The sequence below is a fragment of the Mucilaginibacter segetis genome (genome assembly GCF_016522075.1).
Classification (GTDB): domain Bacteria; phylum Bacteroidota; class Bacteroidia; order Sphingobacteriales; family Sphingobacteriaceae; genus Mucilaginibacter; species Mucilaginibacter segetis.
The window spans coordinates 252,048-268,552 of sequence record NZ_JAEHFW010000001.1 but is presented as its reverse complement, the minus strand read 5'-3'; the positions used below and the strand labels follow the sequence as shown (position 1 = coordinate 268,552).

Annotated in this window: 22 protein-coding genes; 12 read left to right on the top strand and 10 right to left on the bottom strand. The window is 41.4% G+C overall.

Translation table 11 applies throughout. From position 1 onward, the window contains the following. Positions 1-933 (top strand): hypothetical protein, encoded by a 933-nt coding sequence (locus I5M19_RS01315; RefSeq protein ID WP_200063260.1) that lies wholly within the window; start codon positions 1-3, stop codon positions 931-933. Positions 934-1,003: 70 nt separating this feature from the next. Next, a complete protein-coding gene (locus I5M19_RS01310) occupies positions 1,004-1,390 on the top strand; it encodes a hypothetical protein (protein WP_200063258.1) in 387 nt (128 codons plus the stop codon). Positions 1,391-1,400: 10 nt separating this feature from the next. On the opposite strand, the gene folP is transcribed toward I5M19_RS01310, so the two are convergent. Beyond that, the gene (gene folP / locus I5M19_RS01305; RefSeq protein ID WP_235985737.1) at positions 1,401-2,267 is read right to left on the bottom strand and encodes a dihydropteroate synthase; all 867 of its coding nucleotides are present in this window, start codon (positions 2,265-2,267) and stop codon (positions 1,401-1,403) included. Between the two features lie 174 nt (positions 2,268-2,441). Between folP and I5M19_RS01300 the strand changes: the two genes are divergently transcribed. The 3 genes from I5M19_RS01300 to I5M19_RS01290 are packed head-to-tail and all read left to right on the top strand — an operon-like array spanning position 2,442 to position 4,572. Further along, the gene (locus I5M19_RS01300; RefSeq protein ID WP_214653038.1) at positions 2,442-2,924 is read left to right on the top strand and encodes a DUF1599 domain-containing protein; all 483 of its coding nucleotides are present in this window, start codon (positions 2,442-2,444) and stop codon (positions 2,922-2,924) included. Next, entirely contained in the window at positions 2,921-4,072 is a 1,152-nt protein-coding gene (locus I5M19_RS01295) for a BT_3928 family protein (RefSeq protein WP_200063254.1), read from the top strand. The genes I5M19_RS01300 and I5M19_RS01295 overlap by 4 nt, the downstream gene beginning before the upstream one ends. Then, positions 4,069-4,572 (top strand): shikimate kinase, encoded by a 504-nt coding sequence (locus I5M19_RS01290; protein ID WP_200063252.1) that lies wholly within the window; start codon positions 4,069-4,071, stop codon positions 4,570-4,572. The genes I5M19_RS01295 and I5M19_RS01290 overlap by 4 nt, the downstream gene beginning before the upstream one ends. A 3-nt stretch (positions 4,573-4,575) precedes the next feature. On the opposite strand, the gene I5M19_RS01285 is transcribed toward I5M19_RS01290, so the two are convergent. The 6 genes from I5M19_RS01285 to I5M19_RS01260 all read right to left on the bottom strand — a co-directional run bounded on the left by I5M19_RS01285 (position 4,576) and on the right by I5M19_RS01260 (position 8,224). Continuing rightward, entirely contained in the window at positions 4,576-5,085 is a 510-nt protein-coding gene (locus I5M19_RS01285) for a phosphoribosyltransferase family protein (RefSeq protein ID WP_200063250.1), read from the bottom strand. A 52-nt stretch (positions 5,086-5,137) separates the two neighbouring features. Then, the gene (locus I5M19_RS01280; protein ID WP_200063248.1) at positions 5,138-5,542 is read right to left on the bottom strand and encodes a hypothetical protein; all 405 of its coding nucleotides are present in this window, start codon (positions 5,540-5,542) and stop codon (positions 5,138-5,140) included. Positions 5,543-5,579: 37 nt separating this feature from the next. Then, the gene (locus tag I5M19_RS01275; protein WP_200063246.1) at positions 5,580-6,185 is read right to left on the bottom strand and encodes a hypothetical protein; all 606 of its coding nucleotides are present in this window, start codon (positions 6,183-6,185) and stop codon (positions 5,580-5,582) included. A 17-nt stretch (positions 6,186-6,202) separates the two neighbouring features. Then, complete coding sequence (locus I5M19_RS01270; RefSeq protein WP_200063244.1) at positions 6,203-6,421, bottom strand: DUF2442 domain-containing protein; 219 nt, start codon at positions 6,419-6,421, stop codon at positions 6,203-6,205. A gap of 36 nt (positions 6,422-6,457) precedes the next feature. Continuing rightward, the gene (locus tag I5M19_RS01265) at positions 6,458-7,183 is read right to left on the bottom strand and encodes a YebC/PmpR family DNA-binding transcriptional regulator (RefSeq protein ID WP_200063242.1); all 726 of its coding nucleotides are present in this window, start codon (positions 7,181-7,183) and stop codon (positions 6,458-6,460) included. 90 nt (positions 7,184-7,273) lie between these two features. Beyond that, positions 7,274-8,224: an NAD-dependent epimerase/dehydratase family protein gene (locus I5M19_RS01260; protein ID WP_200063240.1), complete on the bottom strand. Its 951-nt coding sequence runs from the start codon at positions 8,222-8,224 to the stop codon at positions 7,274-7,276. 206 nt (positions 8,225-8,430) lie between these two features. Here I5M19_RS01260 and I5M19_RS01255 point away from each other — a divergent pair, with 206 nt between their 5' ends. The 7 genes from I5M19_RS01255 (at position 8,431) to crtD (ending at position 13,827) form a co-directional block, all read left to right on the top strand. Then, positions 8,431-8,862: a DUF1801 domain-containing protein gene (locus I5M19_RS01255; protein WP_200063238.1), complete on the top strand. Its 432-nt coding sequence runs from the start codon at positions 8,431-8,433 to the stop codon at positions 8,860-8,862. 156 nt (positions 8,863-9,018) lie between these two features. Beyond that, positions 9,019-10,026, top strand: a complete 1,008-nt coding sequence (locus tag I5M19_RS01250) for an aspartate-semialdehyde dehydrogenase (RefSeq protein ID WP_200063236.1) — start codon at positions 9,019-9,021, stop codon at positions 10,024-10,026. An 80-nt stretch (positions 10,027-10,106) separates the two neighbouring features. After that, on the top strand, positions 10,107-10,313 hold the full coding sequence (locus I5M19_RS01245; RefSeq protein WP_200063234.1) for a 2-oxoisovalerate dehydrogenase: 207 nt from the start codon (positions 10,107-10,109) through the stop codon (positions 10,311-10,313). A gap of 142 nt (positions 10,314-10,455) precedes the next feature. Further along, the gene (locus I5M19_RS01240) at positions 10,456-10,695 is read left to right on the top strand and encodes a type II toxin-antitoxin system HicA family toxin (protein WP_214653009.1); all 240 of its coding nucleotides are present in this window, start codon (positions 10,456-10,458) and stop codon (positions 10,693-10,695) included. Positions 10,696-10,721: 26 nt separating this feature from the next. After that, a complete protein-coding gene (locus I5M19_RS01235) occupies positions 10,722-11,600 on the top strand; it encodes a LysR family transcriptional regulator (protein WP_235985736.1) in 879 nt (292 codons plus the stop codon). Between the two features lie 108 nt (positions 11,601-11,708). After that, complete coding sequence (locus I5M19_RS01230; protein WP_214653008.1) at positions 11,709-12,263, top strand: type 1 glutamine amidotransferase domain-containing protein; 555 nt, start codon at positions 11,709-11,711, stop codon at positions 12,261-12,263. Positions 12,264-12,348: 85 nt separating this feature from the next. After that, a complete protein-coding gene (gene crtD / locus I5M19_RS01225; RefSeq protein WP_200063230.1) occupies positions 12,349-13,827 on the top strand; it encodes a 1-hydroxycarotenoid 3,4-desaturase CrtD in 1,479 nt (492 codons plus the stop codon). On the opposite strand, the gene hemH is transcribed toward crtD, so the two are convergent. The 3 genes from hemH to I5M19_RS01210 all read right to left on the bottom strand — a co-directional run bounded on the left by hemH (position 13,824) and on the right by I5M19_RS01210 (position 16,500). After that, positions 13,824-14,843: a ferrochelatase gene (hemH, locus tag I5M19_RS01220; protein ID WP_200063228.1), complete on the bottom strand. Its 1,020-nt coding sequence runs from the start codon at positions 14,841-14,843 to the stop codon at positions 13,824-13,826. The two genes, crtD and hemH, sit on opposite strands and share 4 nt — an antisense overlap. 76 nt (positions 14,844-14,919) lie before the next feature. After that, positions 14,920-15,621: a fatty acid desaturase gene (locus I5M19_RS01215; protein WP_200063225.1), complete on the bottom strand. Its 702-nt coding sequence runs from the start codon at positions 15,619-15,621 to the stop codon at positions 14,920-14,922. Between the two features lie 27 nt (positions 15,622-15,648). Then, positions 15,649-16,500 carry a 4-hydroxy-3-methylbut-2-enyl diphosphate reductase gene (locus I5M19_RS01210; RefSeq protein ID WP_200063223.1) on the bottom strand — a complete coding sequence of 284 codons (852 nt, stop codon included), beginning with the start codon at positions 16,498-16,500 and terminating at the stop codon, positions 15,649-15,651. Between the last annotated feature and the right edge of the window lie 5 nt (positions 16,501-16,505).

The window sequence follows — 16,505 nt, the reverse complement described above, 5'->3', positions numbered from 1 at the left end:
ATGATGAAATACAAAGCCTTAATTTACATTTTGATTTTTATTTCATGCTTATCAATTGCATTAGGATTTAAATGTGAGTCGCATAATACTACACTACATTCAAGTGGTGGTTTAAAGAAAATCCTCGAATTAGATATCAATAAAAACCCTTTGACAAAAGGATTATCAGTTTATACTTTTGACATATATAATGACACACTATATGTAGCTAACAAAGGTGATTTTTTAGGTATATGCTTAAAAAATGGACTAATCTCTAAAAACTTAAAAGTCAGTTCTTTTCTCAAAGAAAAATTTAAATCTCATATAGCTGCGGGTAATATCAGAGTGCGCACTGAAGGATATTATTTAAGTTTAATAAATGATCTCTATTTTATCAATCGTTCAGGGATAGTCAAAAAAGTATCAGCCAATAATGGCTATATGATCAATGATTTTAATGTTATGGGCGATAAGATTATTCTTGCATCCAGAGACGATAAAATAAAACTGATGAGCAATCATGGTCATCCCATTTCGACTTTGTCCCTTGAAATGGCCGATGATGGACACGTATCTTCTTACAAGGGCTTGTGTTATGATAGTGGCGATTATATTTACGAATTTGATATTAATAAAAACAAGGAAATAAATACCAAGAAATATGCCCCCCTTTCATTGATTAAAGAAATAAAGGATGCTGAAATCGCATTTAATAGCGATAAATATTTTATGGCATTCTCTTATTACCAACGAAATAAGTTATACATTATACGCAAAAGCACCATAAATAATCAAATACAGGAACAAATAAACTTAGGCCAAAATTACTTTGACAAAAAAGCACTACCGGATGAAGGGCAACCCGATTTTAGAATTGCACAAAATAATGGTATTAACTACTTGATATTGATTTATAATAAAAAACTAGAAGTGTTCACCTTTAATTTATAGCTGAATAAATCTTAATAAAACCTGTTGCGTTCAACAACCCAGCTGCGTAATATCAGTAAACAACATCACCATGAAAAAGACCTTACTGCTTATTACCATCATTCTGGCTTTTACAGCCTGCAAAAAAGACAAAAAAGTTAACCCTACTGTATTCGGTACCTGGGAACTGCGTCACATAGGCGGTGGTTGGGGAATAGATGAGCATTACTCCGCCGGTAACGGAAATAAGTATGTTTTTAAGGCAGATAGCACTTATATAAAATATAAGGATAACCAGATAGAAAGCTCCGGCAGGTATAGTATTTCTGTTTCTCCTAATCAAAGCGACTATGATTACGGCACCATTAAATTTCCTGACATCAATTATACTGATGCATTTCAGTTTAAACCCGGCACTATCATTATTGGCACCTCAATAGCTGATGGCCCCACTTATGAGTATACCAGGATACGATAAAGGCGATTTCCTATTTATCTTTATCCTGATTACAAGCCATCATTATTTTAACGGCTTCCACAGCTTCCTTTACATCATGCACGCGTAGTATATTTGCGCCTTTTGTAAGTGCTATGGTGTTTAGTGCGGTGGTACCGTTCAGGGCTTCTTCGGCAGTAGTGCCTAACAAATTATATATCATCCTCTTGCGCGATACACCCGCCAATACCGGTAACTGCAAGGCTTCAAACTCCTGCAGTCGGTTCATCAGCGCATAACTTTGCTCCTGTTTTTTGGCGAAACCAAATCCCGGATCAATAATAATATCGTGGACTCCTAATTGCTTTAGCCGATATATCTTTTGTACGAAGTAAGCATACACCTCAGCAAAAACATCGTCGTATTCGGTTTGCTGTACCATATTTTGCGGCGTACCGCGCATGTGCATTAAAATATAAGGCACCTGTAATTTTGCCACAGTAGCAAACATCTCTTTATCCAGTTCGCCGCCCGATATATCGTTTATGATATGTCCACCTGCACTTATGGCACTGGCGGCAACATCGGCCCTAAAGGTATCTATGGATAATACAGCCTGCGGAAATGCCTTTGCAACAGCCTCAACCGCAGGAAGCAGCCTATCCATTTCCTGCTGTATACTTATATCCTCAGCTCCCGGCCGGGATGAGTAAGCGCCCAGGTCTAAAAACGCGGCACCCTCTGCAAGCATTTTCTCCGCCTGCTTCAATATAGGGTCAATTTCAGTTTTACGGCTATCCTTGTAAAAGGAATCGGGGGTTAAATTAATAATACCCATTACCTGCGGAGTGCTGAGGTTAATTAATTTACCGCCGGCATTCAGGGTTGCTTTTTTCTGAAAAAATGTATCTTTAGCCAATTTGATAGTTGTAATGTTGTAAGGTTAAAAACGTTGTAAAGTTAAGCTACTTTATAACTCTTTTTACCTGCCTATGTAAACATTTCAACCTTAAAACTTTCCAACATTACAACAAAAGTGAACAACACAGCAGCAGAATACGAAGCGGTAATAAACATTTGCAAAGGACTTTTTATGAAGAAGACCCGCGACTATGGCACAGCCTGGCGCGTACTGAGGCCGGAATCGATCACCGACCAGATCTTTATCAAAGCACAGCGTATACGTACTCTGGAAGAAAAAAAAGTGTCAAAAGTTGACGAAGATATCACAAGCGAATATATCGGCATTGTAAATTACTGCGTTATAGCTATGATGCAGCTGGACTGTGGCCCGGAAACGCCTGCGGAACTTGACCCGAAACACGTAGAGGAATTATTTGACGGAAAGGTTACGGAAACCAAAGAACTGATGTTCGCCAAAAATCATGACTATGGCGAGGCATGGCGCGATATGCGCATCAGCTCTTTAACCGACCTGATACTGATGAAGCTTTTGCGCGTAAAACAAATTGAGGACAATAAAGGGCAAACCCTGGCATCTGAAGGGGTTAAGGCCAACTACCAGGACATGCTGAACTACGCGGTATTCGCGCTGATAAAATTAGGTGTAAAATGAAAAATGGTTTAGTATGGTTTTGCCGCATTGCTGTCGGCCTTCTTTTTATTTTTTCGGGACTGATAAAAGCTAACGATCCTTTAGGTTTTTCCTACAAACTGGAGGAATATTTTGAGGTATTCCATATTACATTCTTAAATGGTTTTGCATTAAGCCTGTCCATCATATTATGCGCGTTAGAAATGCTGCTGGGCTTTGCCCTGCTGGTAGGCACCCGCGCGGTAACCGTAGTTTGGGGCCTGCTATTGCTCATCATCTTTTTTGGTTTCCTTACCTTTTATTCGGCTTACTTTAAAGTGGTGCAAACCTGCGGCTGCTTTGGCGATGCCATACCGCTAACACCCTGGCAATCTTTCAGTAAAGATATGGTGTTGCTGGTGCTGGTACTGGTGCTTTTTGTTAACCGCAAAAGTATACATGGCCTGGTTAAACAAAAAACCGGTGATAAATTACTGATAGGAGCGGCCATTGTATCGGTTGGAGTAGGTTTGTATACTTATAACTTTTTGCCTGTGCTTGATTTTCTGCCGTATAAAGTAGGTGCCAATATTTTGGAAGAAATGAAAACGCCTCCCGGCGCTAAACCTGATGAGTTTGAGATCACCTATCACCTAAAAAACAAAAAAAGCGGCGAAACCAAAGTGATGAGCGATAAGGAATATTTAAGCACCGGAATATGGAAAGATGCGAACTGGGAAGTTGTGGGCACCCCTGAAAGCAAACTCATAAAAAAAGGATTTGAACCTAAAATACGCGATCTCAGCATTCAGGATGCCAATGGTAATGATTATAATAATGAGTTGCTTACCAATCCGTTCTACAGCCTAGTAATTGTAGCTTACGACCTGAACAAAACCAATACAGCAGCACTTAACCGGGTAAACGCTGTGGCTATTAACCTTACCCAAAACTATAATACCCGTACCATATTATTAACCTCCACAGCGCCGCAAACAGCACAGGCCTTTGCTAAAGAACACCAACTGGTAAGCGAATTATTTTATGCCGATGGCGTACCACTTAAAAGTATGGTTAGGGCAAACCCGGGCATTATACTGATGCGGGATGGCGTGGTGATCAATAAATGGCATTATCATAGCCTACCCAGTTATGATGAACTGGTGAAAGATTATTTCAGCAAGCAATGAGGCATATATTTATAGTAGGGTTTATGGGTTGCGGCAAAACCTCCTGGGGTAAAAAGCTGGCCGCGGGTTTGGGGTATGATTTTATTGACCTTGACCACGTGCTGGAAGCTAAAGCCGGAATGACCGTTGCCGAATACTTCGCCGTACATGGCGAGGAAGCCTTCCGCGATCTGGAATCAATCATATTGAAAGAAACCACTTATCCCGAAAATGCTATAATATCTACCGGTGGGGGCTTACCCTGCTTTTTTGATAACATGGAATGGATGAACGCTAACGGCGAAACATTATATATTCAATTATCACCAAAAGCATTAGCCGGCAGATTAGAAAATGCCAAAACACCCCGCCCTGTGCTGCAAGGCAAAAAAGGCGACGAACTGATTAGTTTTATTGAACACAAATTAGCCGAACGCGAAGGGTTTTACCTGCAGGCAAAACATGTGGTAAGCGGCATAAACATGTCTGTTGAGGGGTTGATAGCGGCTATAGGAAATTAATTGCTATCGTAAATAAACAGCATCCTGCTCGTTCTCAACATCCAAAATAACATCTACATGCTCTTTTATTACGGTGCTTAACGCTATACCTGCATAATCGGTAGTAACGGGGAAGTTTTTGTGGTTGCGATCTACCAGTACCACGGTGCGCAGTTTTTTTAGCGGCACATCCAAAAAAACACCAAAACCATAGGCCAGTGTTTTGCCGCTGTTGAGCACATCATCAACCAAAACCACTACCTTATTACTACACTCCTGTACATCAAAACTGGTTTTGGCTTTAAGGCTGGTGCTTTCTTTATCTAACTGAATGGTAAATACCCGGCTTTTAAAAGGCGCGATGTTATCCAGTACCTTCTTTAGCCTGTCGGCCACCTGGTTACCCCGGGGTAGTATCCCGGCAATCAGTATCTCCTGCTCATCAAAATTATCTTCCAGAATCTGGTAGGCAATACGATCAATTTTTTGCTGTATTTGCTTACTGTTCAATATCAGGAGTTTTTTATCAGACATGCGGATTTGATTTTATAAGGTAAAGATAACGGAACGTTTCAACTTTACAATGTTACTCTTTTACATAAGGGTAATACACAAAGTTAGCACCTTCGGGTACTACCACAAATACGCACATATACTCATGCGGATCTTTATACGTTTTTAAAAACCGCTCTTTCAGTTCCTTTTTAATAATGCCCCGTTCAGTAAACTCCTCAATGGTTGACGCGTGTACACTCCATTCTGTATTTAGTTCATCCTTATCAAGTATCACTTCGCCCAGCTTCATTTCGTGCTGATGCGCTATAAATATGGGATGCATGGATACACCCTCCGCCATAATTTCAACAGCGACCTCACGTATAGATTCATTAAAAAATTTAAGATCGGTTTCCAGGCTCACCAGCGGGCTTTCCTTTTTGCCTTTATTAATATCTCCGCCGGTGTTATCGTTCATTAATTCTTCCGGGTTCATGTTATTAAAATTATAAAGTTTACAGTTCGAATCAATTTTACTCCTGCGGTGGTTTAGGTTTAATATTTTTCATATTAAACTTTGGTTTGTATGCCGGTTTAGCAGCCGGTTGCTCTTGCTCCGCAACTTCTTCCTTTGGCAGTTCAGCAGGTTGTTCTGTTGGATTTTCTTGCTTTGGCGCTTCGGCAGGCTCTGTTTTTGGCACCGCCATTTTCATATTAAACCTTGGCTTAAAAGCAGGTTTGGGTTTAGGTTCAGCGTCTGTCTGCTCTGTGGCTTCGTTGAGGGGTACCTCCTCTTTCTTTTCTTCTGCAGGCTGTTGCTTTGCCTTATTTACAGCAGCAGCATTAAAGCGGGGCTTAAAGCCAACCTTAGGCGATGGTGCTTCAACAGGTGCGGTTAACGTTTCCACCACCGTTTGTTCGGCCAGCTGGTTTTCCAGTTGCATTTTTTCGGGCTTTTGCTCCGGTGCTAAATGGTAGGATAACCTTAACTTATTAAACCAGTATTTTTTGGTATGGTCGAAGCTCTTTTCGCCCATTTGCTCGTAGTGAGTTTTAAATTCAGCGTACAGGGCAGGTTCTGCAGCTTGCAAAGCTGTTAGATCTATCCTCTTCTTCTTAAAAAACTCATCAAAAGTCATTGTGATCAATAAATTCCTTATTGTATAGGAATATCTACATCCAAAGCGTTAAAATGAATACCCTTGTCCGTTTGCGACCAATCCCCTCGCTCTTCATCTGTGGCATTCATTAATTGGGGGAACCACTCCAACGGAAAAGCCTGTTGTTTACCATTTTCCCTTTCAACAAAAAGCAAACCATTGGCAAAAGTTACCTTAACTTTTTTCTCCCCTTTACGTGTTGAAAATAATGGCATGTTGCTAATTAAAAAAGTTAAAATTCAAAAACGTATTTATTCCGCCATGTTATGGTAAACCGCTTGTACGTCGTCGTCCTCTTCTAAGCGGTCAACAATTTTTAGTACCTCAGCCGCCTGTTCTTCATCCACATCGGTAAATGATTGTGCTACACGCTCCAACTTGGCCGACTTGGTTTCAATTCCCATTTCCTCCAGTGTTTTCTGCATCTTGCCAAAATCTTCATAGGCGGTATGTAAAACCGCCACATCGTTTCCTTCTTCATCAGCCTCCACAAACAGGTCTTCCAGTCCGGCATCTATCAGGTCAAATTCCAGTTCTTCCAGGTCACGGTCGCCCGGATCAAATGTAAAAACAGATTTACGGCTAAAAATAAAATCAAGCGACCCGGTTTTACCTAATGAGCCGCCATATTTAGTGAAATAGCTGCGCACGTTGGCAACTGTTCTGTTGGTGTTGTCGGTAGCAGTTTCTACCAATATCGCCACGCCGTGCGGCGCGTAACCTTCATAAACTATTTCTTCATAATCTTTTTCATCGCGGCTGGTTGCGCGTTTTATGGCAGCTTCAACCCTGTCCTTAGGCATATTTACGGCCTTGGCATTTTGCACAGCGGTACGCAGGCGCGAGTTTGCACTCACATCGGGGCCGCCGGCTTTTACCGCCATTACAATTTCTTTACCCAGGCGGGTAAACTGAACGGCCATTTTAGCCCAGCGCTTAAATTTTCTTTCTTTACGGAATTCGAATGCTCTTCCCATATTTATAATTTCCCTTAACCTTAATATTAAAAGGCGGGTTTTTGTTTAATTGTCAAATATAACCATATTCCCTTTAGGGGCAGGCATCAGTTAAATTGTCTTCTTTAAGTTATCCAGCATATCAAATGTCATCTTCGGCAAATCAAATTCCAGTTGCCAGCCCCAGTCATGCTGTGCCTGGCTGTCATCTATTGACTTTGGCCAGCTATCTGCTATTGGTTGCCGCGGATCATTGCCGCTATAGCTTATTTCAAATTCAGGTAAGTGTTTTTTTATTTCATCGGCCAGCTGAGCAGGGGTAAAACTTATTCCCGCTAAATTATAACTGGAGCGTATGCTCAGGTTTTTGGCCGGGGCGTCCATTAATGATATAGTTGCCCTTATGGCATCATCCATATACATCATAGGCAGGGCAGTATCAGCCGTTAAAAAACTTTCGTATTTACCATTTTTAATAGCCTCATGAAAAATATGAACGGCGTAGTCGGTAGTACCACCACCCGGTGACGCGCGCCAGCCTATTAAACCCGGGTAGCGTATGCTGCGTACATCTAAACCATGTTTAGCATAATAATACTCGCACCAGCGCTCCCCGGCCAGTTTACTAAAACCGTAAACGGTGTTAGGGTCCATAACGCAATATTGCGGAGTATTAAATTTTGGCGAATGCGGCCCGAAAACCGCTATGGAACTTGGCCAAAATACTTTGGCTGTTTTAAATTCCACCGCGAAATCAAGTATATGTATCAGTCCGGTCATGTTCAGATCCCAGGCAACCTTTGGTTTTTGTTCGCCTACGGCGGATAATATGGCCGCCAGCAAATAAACCTGCGTGGGGCGGTGCTTGTCAAATAAATGATGCAAATTATCTTTATCCAAAACGTTGGCAAACTCAAAAGGCCCGCTGTTCCTGATGGCGTAGGTAGGACTATTAATATCGGATGCTATAACATTTTCGGCGCCGTGTATATTTCTCAAAGTATTCACCAATTCGGTTCCTATTTGCCCGTTGGCGCCTATCACTAAAATCTTTTCGCTCATGCAGTTTCAGCTTTGGCTACAAAGGTAAAAATTTGAGCGAAATACGTTAAACTTTGAAAAAACAAGTGCCGCATTTGTACAGGTATATCAATAACGGAACTAAAAAGTAAAGAGCAATTATGTAGATAGCCTACAGATTGTATTAGGGTGTGATTAAATATAAAGCGTAATTTGAGTTACACCAAACAAACAACCTCAAATTCAACATGAATATACAGGAGCAAATTGGAAAGTATATTAACGATCAACCTGAATCAAAGCGCAGCGACATGCAACAATTGCACAGGCTTATACTCCATGTATTTGCTGACAGTAAATTATGGTTCCTTGATGGTAAAAACACAGAAAACAAAATTGTTTCCAATCCGGATATAGGATATGGTTCTTACCATATAAAGTATGCGGATGGAAAAACGAGGGAGTTTTATCAGATTGGCATGAGTGCAAACACCAGCGGTATTTCTGTATATATCCTTGGTATAGAGGATAAGGCATACCTGGCTCAAACCTATGGCGAAGAACTTGGCAAGGCAACCGTTACCGGATATTGCATTAAATTCAAAAGGCTTAAAGATATAAACATGGATGTGCTTTCAGCGGCAATGCGCTACGGGGTTGAGGCTACCAATGAGAATTAAATCTTAAATCACCGCGCTGATAAAACAAAGTTTATATACTAAATTGGTAGACAATTAAAAAAAATCGCATCTTTGCAGCTTAATAAAACAACATAACAAAATCAGAACATGCTCTTTATTAAAGAGCTTATTACCCCAAAAACAAATTAAAAGATAATGAAAGTCGCAGTAGTAGGTGCCACAGGACTGGTAGGCACTAAAATGTTGCAGGTTCTTGCAGAACGCAACTTCCCCGTTACAGAATTAATTCCCGTAGCTTCCGCTAAAAGTGTTGGTAAAGAGATCACTTTTAAGGGTAAGCAATATAAGGTAGTTTCTGTTGAGGATGCGATTAAACAAAAACCGGATCTGGCGCTTTTCTCTGCCGGTGGCAGCGCTTCGCTGGAGCAGGCACCTATGTTTGCCGAAGTTGGGACTACCGTGGTTGATAATTCATCGGCATGGCGTATGGATCCTACCAAAAAACTGGTAGTACCTGAAGTAAACGCCCATGTAATTACCGCTGAGGATAAAATTATTGCCAATCCTAACTGCTCTACTATACAAATGGTGGTAGCCCTTAAACCCCTGCATGATAAATATAAAATTAAACGTGTGGTAGTTTCTACCTATCAATCGGTTACGGGTACGGGTGTAAAAGCTGTTGATCAGTTATTTAACGAACGTAAAGGTATTGACGGGCCTAAGGCTTATCCGTACACTATTGACCTGAATGTATTACCTCATATTGATGTATTTACCGACAACGGCTACACCAAAGAGGAAATGAAAATGATAAAAGAGACCCGGAAAATAATGGGTGATGATAGCATACGTGTTACCGCAACCGCAGTACGCATCCCTGTTATCGGCGGGCACTCCGAAGCGGTAAACATTGAATTTGAGAACGATTTTGATATCGCCGAAGTAACTGAGCTTTTAAGCAAAGCACCGGGTATAGTAGTAGTTGATGATGTGGCTAACCTGAAATACCCTATGCCGCTTGATGCACACGAAAAAGATGAGGTTTTTGTAGGCCGCATCCGTCGGGATGAGAGCCAGGAAAAAACCCTTAACTGCTGGATAGTATCGGACAATCTGCGCAAAGGCGCGGCAACCAATGCTGTACAAATTGCCGAATATTTGATGGCTAACCATTTAATAGGGCAAACAGTAGAGGCGTAATTAAAATCCAAAAAAAATCAACATGGCCCTGTTATAAATATGCGGGGCTTTGTTGTGAAATATATTTCTTAAATTTGAGTATGAATGAATTATTTTTCTTGGTTGAAGAATCATTAGAGGGGGGATACACCGCCAAAGCTATTGGCGAATCAATATTTACTGAGGGAGAAAATATGGATGAATTGCGCAACAATATTCGGGAAGCCGTTCAGTGCCATTTTGACGATGGAAAATCTCCAAAAATCATCCGCCTGCATTTGGTAAAAGAAGAGATAATGACAGTTTAACCTATACATTATAATATTTTAACAAAAAATGTATATTTGTTTTTAATATCAATAATGAACCTCAATTCATAACGGGGCTATGAAAAGGTTTAAATCGTAAAATAATTTCACAAAATCGGTTTGAACACTTCTAATAATAGTTATGAAAATTCCAAGAGACGTATCAGCTTCAGCGTTAATTAAAGAATTAACGAGTTATGGTTATGTTATCAGCAGGCAAAAAGGAAGCCACATCCGTTTAACATTAATTTCTGAAAAAGGCGAGCATCATTTAACCGTCCCTAATCACAACCCTTTAAAATTAGGTACACTTGTTTCTATATTGAATGATGCATCAGCTAATTTAGGAATTAGTAAAGAGCAACTGATTAACAAATTATAATGATCTCCTTCTCCCACCGAGTTTTTATGGAAGTTGCCGCCAACCTTAGCTTCAGCAAGGCTGCGCAAGTGCTGTTTGTAACACAGCCCGCCATCAGCAAACACATAAAGGCTATGGAAGATCAGTACAAAGTGCCTCTTTTTGAAAGAAAGGGGAATAGTATCCTGTTAACCGCTGCGGGCATTAAGCTAAATGAATACCTGCTGCAGGCTACAGAGATAGAAAGAAAGATAGAGTACGACCTATCGGTATTAAGTAATGCAACTAATGCTGCAGGTCATTTGCGTTTAGGGGCCAGCACTACTATTGCACTTTACATTTTGCCTTCCATTTTGTCGGGCTTTCAGCGCGAATATGCCAGTGTGGGTGTAGGTTTGCTGAACCGTAATTCAGAATATATACTTAATGCATTGCTTAACCACGAGGTTGACCTGGGCATTATTGAGGCCGACAGTAAACTGACCACTGTTACCTATACGCCATTTATGAGCGACGAGGTGATACCCGTTTGCTCTGCAAAAAGCCCGCTGGCCGGACGCTCGCTTAGTTTAAAGCAGTTTATTAAAACGCCGCTTGCCCTGCGCGAACGTGGCTCGGGTACACTTAACGCGTTGTTAAAGTCGTTATCTGCCTTAAATATAAAAGCTGTAGACCTTTCTATAAAAATTCGTTTAGGAGGAACAGAGGCGCTTAAAAACTTCTTACTGGCCGATCATTGTCTCGGCTTTATGCCCCGTCCGTCCATCATCCGGGAACTGGCAGAAGGTGACCTGGTGGAAGTACCCGTTGAGGGTTTAAAGATAACCCGTGATTTTTATTTTATCCGCCGTAAAGGAACTGAAGATTATGGTCTCCCGGCCGATTTTATCAGTTACGCCCAATTACACAACGGCACAAAAAGCTGATTTTTAAAAGCTTGCCGCTTTTTCTAAAATTTCGTAAAACCATAGTTAAACTGAGCTGTAGTATTAGTATAGTTAAAATTAATAATTTAAAATTAAAAAAATATCATTATGGCAAGTTTAAGTAATCGTAAAGTAGCAATACTTACAGAAGAAGGATTTGAGCAAGTAGAATTAACAAGCCCTAAAGAAGCATTAACAGCGGCGGGCGCAACCGTGCATATCATATCACCAAAAACAGGAAAGATAAAAGCATGGAATAAAACCGATTGGGGTATTGAGGTAGAAGTAGATAAACAACTGGACGCGGTTAGTCCGGATGATTATGATGCGCTGGTATTACCCGGTGGCGTGCTTAATCCTGATAAATTAAGGCAGAATAAAGATGCAGTAGCTTTTGTATCTGCATTTTTGGACGAAGGAAAACCGGTGGCGGCAATATGCCATGGCCCGCAGATGCTGATAGAAACAGGTATGATAAAAGGCCGTACGCTAACTTCATATCCATCATTACAAACCGACCTTAAGAACGCCGGTGCTAACTGGGTTGACCAGGAAGTAGTGGTTGATAATGGTTTAGTTACCAGCCGCAAGCCAGATGACCTGGACGCATTTAACCGTAAAACTATTGAAGAAATAGGCGAAGGCGTACATGAAGCGGTTTAATAACCTATATCATATTAGTGAGTAATTAAAAAGCGGAATCATTATTTATGGTTCCGCTTTTTTGTTTAAGCATTATATTTACGGCATGCATCCAAAAAAAGCGGTTATAATTGGTGCCGGTATAGCCGGTATAGCAAGCGCCATCAGATTAGCGGTTAAAGGCTATAATGTTGAAGTGTTTGAAACGAACGATTATCCGGGTGGTAAACTTTCGGAAATTATTGTAAATGGCTACCGCTTTGATACCGGCCCAAGCCTTTTTACCATGCCGCAATACGTGGACGAACTGTTTAAACTGGCGGGGAAAGATCCGCGAACTTATTTTAATTACCAAAAATTGGATGTGCTTTGCCGTTATTTTTATGCTGATGGCACCCAAATATCCGCCTATGCTGATACGCAAAAATTCGCTGCTGAAATTGCAGCGAAAACTACCGACACTGCTTCATCGGTCATTAAGTTTTTAGCCCACAGCCGCGATATTTACACCATTACTAATCATGTTTTTTTAGAACGCTCGCTCCACCGGCTGCAAACTTATTTACGGTGGGATACCTTACGCTCTGTTTTTAAACTGCCGCGGATAGATGCCATGCGCACTATGCATAAGGCCAATAGTTCGTTTTTTAAGGATAGTCGTGTGGTACAGTTTTTTGACCGTTATGCTACCTATAACGGATCGAACCCATATCAGGCCCCGGCCACCCTCAATGTTATTCCGCATCTGGAGCACCATTTCGGCGCTTATTTCCCCGATGGTGGCATGTACAGCATCACCCTTGCATTAGAAAAACTGGCGGAAGAACTGGATGTAAAATTCTACTACCATACAAAGGTAGATGAGGTGATACTACAACAAGGAATTGTAAAAGGTATTAAGGTAAAAGATAAAGTTATTTGGAGCGATATAGTGATCTCTAATATGGATGTTTGGTTTACCTATAAAAAGCTATTAAGCGGGCATATTAAACTGCACCCTCAAAAAACGCTTAACCAGGAACGCAGCAGTTCGGCACTGATATTTTACTGGGGCATAAAAAAGCCATTCCCTGAGCTTGATCTGCATAATATATTTTTCAGCGATAATTATTTATTGGAGTTTGATCATATCTGGAAAAAGCAAACCATTTATCATGATCCTACAGTATATGTCAATATCAGTTCGAAACTGAATACTACGGATGCACCCGAAGGATGTGAGAACTGGTTTGTGATGATCAACGTACCGGCGGATAGCGGTCAGGATTGGGACAGCCAGATAGCGGCGGCGAGGCAAAATGTGATTAGTAAGTTATCAAAAGTATTAGGGGTGAATGTTGGGTCGTTGATAACAACCGAGGCTGTGCTTGACCCGCGTAGTATCGAATTCAAAACATCATCCTACAAGGGCTCTATTTACGGCACCAGCTCTAACAGTCAGTTCGCGGCATTTTTAAGACATGCCAATGCTTCATCAAAAATTAAGGGGCTATACTTTTGCGGGGGCAGCGTGCATCCGGGTGGTGGTATTCCGCTGTGTTTACTATCGGCAAAAATAGTAGCGGAGATGGTTACGGCTAATTAATTCTCTATAACCATTTTTTCCAGCGCGTCTATCCATTTAGGAGAATCGTTCAGGCTTTCTACCAGTTGCACATGTTCGCCGCCTAAGGCTTTAAATTCATCGCCGTATTCGTTGGTTACCTCAAACACGGTTTCCAGGCAGTCGGACACGAAAGCAGGGCAAAATACCAGCAAACGCTTTTTACCTTCTTTAGCCATTTGAGCTACAATTTCGCTGGTATAGGGCTGCACCCACGGATCATTTCCCAGGCGGGATTGAAAGCAAACGGTATATCTCTCTTTCGGCAGACCCATTTTAGCGGCAATTAAACTCGCCGTATGGTGCGACTGTGCCGAATAACAGAATTTATTAGTATCGTTTAACGTAGCGCAGCAATCATTCACCTTTAAGCAATAGCTGCCGGTATGGTCGCACTTCATCAGTTGCCTTTGCGGTAAACCATGAAAACTGAACAAAATATGATCGTAAGTTTCGGGCTGATACTTAGCCGCATTGTCGGCAAAAGTTTCTATCATCAGCTCATTATCATGGAATGAATTGATGAATCTGATATCCGGTATGGTTTGCCATTCCTTTACCAAACGCATTACTTTTTCCTGCACGGATCCGGTACTTGCTGAAGCATATTGCGGAAACAGTGGTATCACCAATATATCCTTCACCAACGCCTTTTTTAAACGTGAAAGCGCATCTTCAATAGACGGGCTCTGGTAACGCATAGCCAATTCCACCATGTATTCATCACCCAGGCGCTCCTTTAATAACTGTTGCTGTAAAAGGCTGTAATGCAATAATGGCGAGCCTGTTTTTTCGTCCCAAATAGCCTTATAAAGTTTAGCGGATTTTGGCGCCCTGAATGGTACAATAATGGCTTTAACCAAAAAGGTACGTAATGCCGGGTTTACATCAATAACGCGTGGATCCATTAAAAATTCATCCAGATACTTACGAACATCGGCGGTCGACGGGCTGTCGGGGGTACCCAGGTTGACCAGTAAAACTCCTTTTTTTGCCATAATTGTGGCTGCAAAAATAAGATAATTTACCCTCAATTGTGCAGGGGGATAACAATTTACAAATAAATGATAGCTGCTATATTCCTTTATTGCGAGATTCAGGCGGCTTAGGGGCCTGCCATAGCCGCCACCAGGGCAACCAGGGAGCATCGTGATGCTCATAGTGATAGCCAAAAAAATAACAGCTTAAAAAAGCCAGCAGGTGATTGCGCCGAAAACTGCGCGACTGATGCACATTATCATGCTCTCCTTTGTGGGGAAGATAGGTACCGAAATAAAACAACTGAAGGGTACTTAGCAAGGATGGCACCACCCAAAACAGCAGCAGATTTGCCTGCGGGACCCATATCTTGAAAATATTGAACAGCACGGCCATTACCACAATTTGCCATATAGAAAGATAATTACGTATAAAACGCACATACCAACTCAAAAACGTGCCGTTGTGGTAGTCAGGGTCATCCGGTGTATGTACATGGCTATGATGCAGATGATGTTTAGTATATAATTGCGGATACCAGAACGACGCGTATAAAAAAGTGGAAAGGTAGCCTACGCCATTATTAATAACTTTATTTGGGGCCACCGTACCATGCATGGCATCATGAGCGGTTATAAAAAGCCCGGTGTACAGGTGCATTTGCAGCAATACAAAAAAATACAATAGCGGATTGCCAAAATTTACCTGCCATTGCATTAAAAGCAAGGTAGATGTTACCCAACTGCCAATAACGAGCAGGGCAATAAATAAGCCGGTGTATGATGATGATCTGTGCAAGATGTTTATACAGCAAAAAACGTGCTGTTAATAGCTTTCCAGTTCCGTTTTAACCTGCTGCATCAACCACATAGGAGTTGAGGTTGCCCCCGCAATGCCTACCTTATCGCCGGGTGCAAACATACTTTTATCCAATTCGGCTATGGATGATACGAAGTAGGTATCCGGGTTATGCTTTTTGCATACCTCGTACAGCACCTTACCGTTTGATGATTTTTTACCCGATACAAACACCACCTTATCAAACCTAACGGCAAAAGCAGGCAAATCTTTATCGCGGTTTGATACCTGTCTGCAAATGGTATCATTTGCCTTAACCTCGTAACCGCGATTTATCAGCTCCTGTTTAATGCCGTAAAACTTATCCATGCTTTTAGTGGTTTGGCTGTAGAGCGTAAAACTTTGCGGAAGTTCCGCATTGTCAAGTTCGGCTATATCCTGAAAAACTAAAGCTTCTCCATTAGTTTGGCCTTGTAAACCTATTACTTCCGCATGGCCATGCTTGCCGAATATTAATATTTTCTCTGCACTATCATGCGACGTTTTTATTCGGTTTTGCAGTTTAAGTACTACCGGGCATGATGCATCAATAAGTGTAATATTATTTTCCAGCGCGGTTTTATAGGTTTCCGGCGCTTCGCCGTGTGCACGTATCAGCACCTTTTCATTACGCAGGTCTTTTAACGCTGAATGATCAATGATGCGCAGGCCCATCGCTTTTAGCCGCTCTACTTCTTCATCGTTATGCACAATATCGCCCAGGCAATACAAATAACCGTCTTCTGCCAGTATCTCCTCGGCCATGTCAATAGCATATACAACGCCAAAGCAAAAGCCGGAATCCTGATCAATAGTAACCTGTAATTGATAATCACTCATTTACT

Coding starts and splice junctions, on each gene's coding strand:
- I5M19_RS01275 (WP_200063246.1), bottom strand. CDS start 6,185: ATGACTTTTGATGAGTTTTTTAAGAAGAAGAGGATAGATCTAACAGCT.
- I5M19_RS01270 (WP_200063244.1), bottom strand. CDS start 6,421: ATGCCATTATTTTCAACACGTAAAGGGGAGAAAAAAGTTAAGGTAACT.
- I5M19_RS01280 (WP_200063248.1), bottom strand. CDS start 5,542: ATGAACCCGGAAGAATTAATGAACGATAACACCGGCGGAGATATTAAT.
- I5M19_RS01255 (WP_200063238.1), top strand. CDS start 8,431: ATGAATATACAGGAGCAAATTGGAAAGTATATTAACGATCAACCTGAA.
- I5M19_RS01290 (WP_200063252.1), top strand. CDS start 4,069: ATGAGGCATATATTTATAGTAGGGTTTATGGGTTGCGGCAAAACCTCC.
- I5M19_RS01235 (WP_235985736.1), top strand. CDS start 10,722: ATGGAAGTTGCCGCCAACCTTAGCTTCAGCAAGGCTGCGCAAGTGCTG.
- I5M19_RS01310 (WP_200063258.1), top strand. CDS start 1,004: ATGAAAAAGACCTTACTGCTTATTACCATCATTCTGGCTTTTACAGCC.
- crtD (WP_200063230.1), top strand. CDS start 12,349: ATGCATCCAAAAAAAGCGGTTATAATTGGTGCCGGTATAGCCGGTATA.
- I5M19_RS01240 (WP_214653009.1), top strand. CDS start 10,456: ATGAAAATTCCAAGAGACGTATCAGCTTCAGCGTTAATTAAAGAATTA.
- I5M19_RS01250 (WP_200063236.1), top strand. CDS start 9,019: ATGAAAGTCGCAGTAGTAGGTGCCACAGGACTGGTAGGCACTAAAATG.
- hemH (WP_200063228.1), bottom strand. CDS start 14,843: ATGGCAAAAAAAGGAGTTTTACTGGTCAACCTGGGTACCCCCGACAGC.
- I5M19_RS01265 (WP_200063242.1), bottom strand. CDS start 7,183: ATGGGAAGAGCATTCGAATTCCGTAAAGAAAGAAAATTTAAGCGCTGG.
- I5M19_RS01230 (WP_214653008.1), top strand. CDS start 11,709: ATGGCAAGTTTAAGTAATCGTAAAGTAGCAATACTTACAGAAGAAGGA.
- I5M19_RS01295 (WP_200063254.1), top strand. CDS start 2,921: ATGAAAAATGGTTTAGTATGGTTTTGCCGCATTGCTGTCGGCCTTCTT.
- I5M19_RS01300 (WP_214653038.1), top strand. CDS start 2,442: ATGAAGAAGACCCGCGACTATGGCACAGCCTGGCGCGTACTGAGGCCG.
- I5M19_RS01210 (WP_200063223.1), bottom strand. CDS start 16,500: ATGAGTGATTATCAATTACAGGTTACTATTGATCAGGATTCCGGCTTT.
- I5M19_RS01260 (WP_200063240.1), bottom strand. CDS start 8,224: ATGAGCGAAAAGATTTTAGTGATAGGCGCCAACGGGCAAATAGGAACC.
- I5M19_RS01285 (WP_200063250.1), bottom strand. CDS start 5,085: ATGTCTGATAAAAAACTCCTGATATTGAACAGTAAGCAAATACAGCAA.
- I5M19_RS01245 (WP_200063234.1), top strand. CDS start 10,107: ATGAATGAATTATTTTTCTTGGTTGAAGAATCATTAGAGGGGGGATAC.
- I5M19_RS01315 (WP_200063260.1), top strand. CDS start 1: ATGATGAAATACAAAGCCTTAATTTACATTTTGATTTTTATTTCATGC.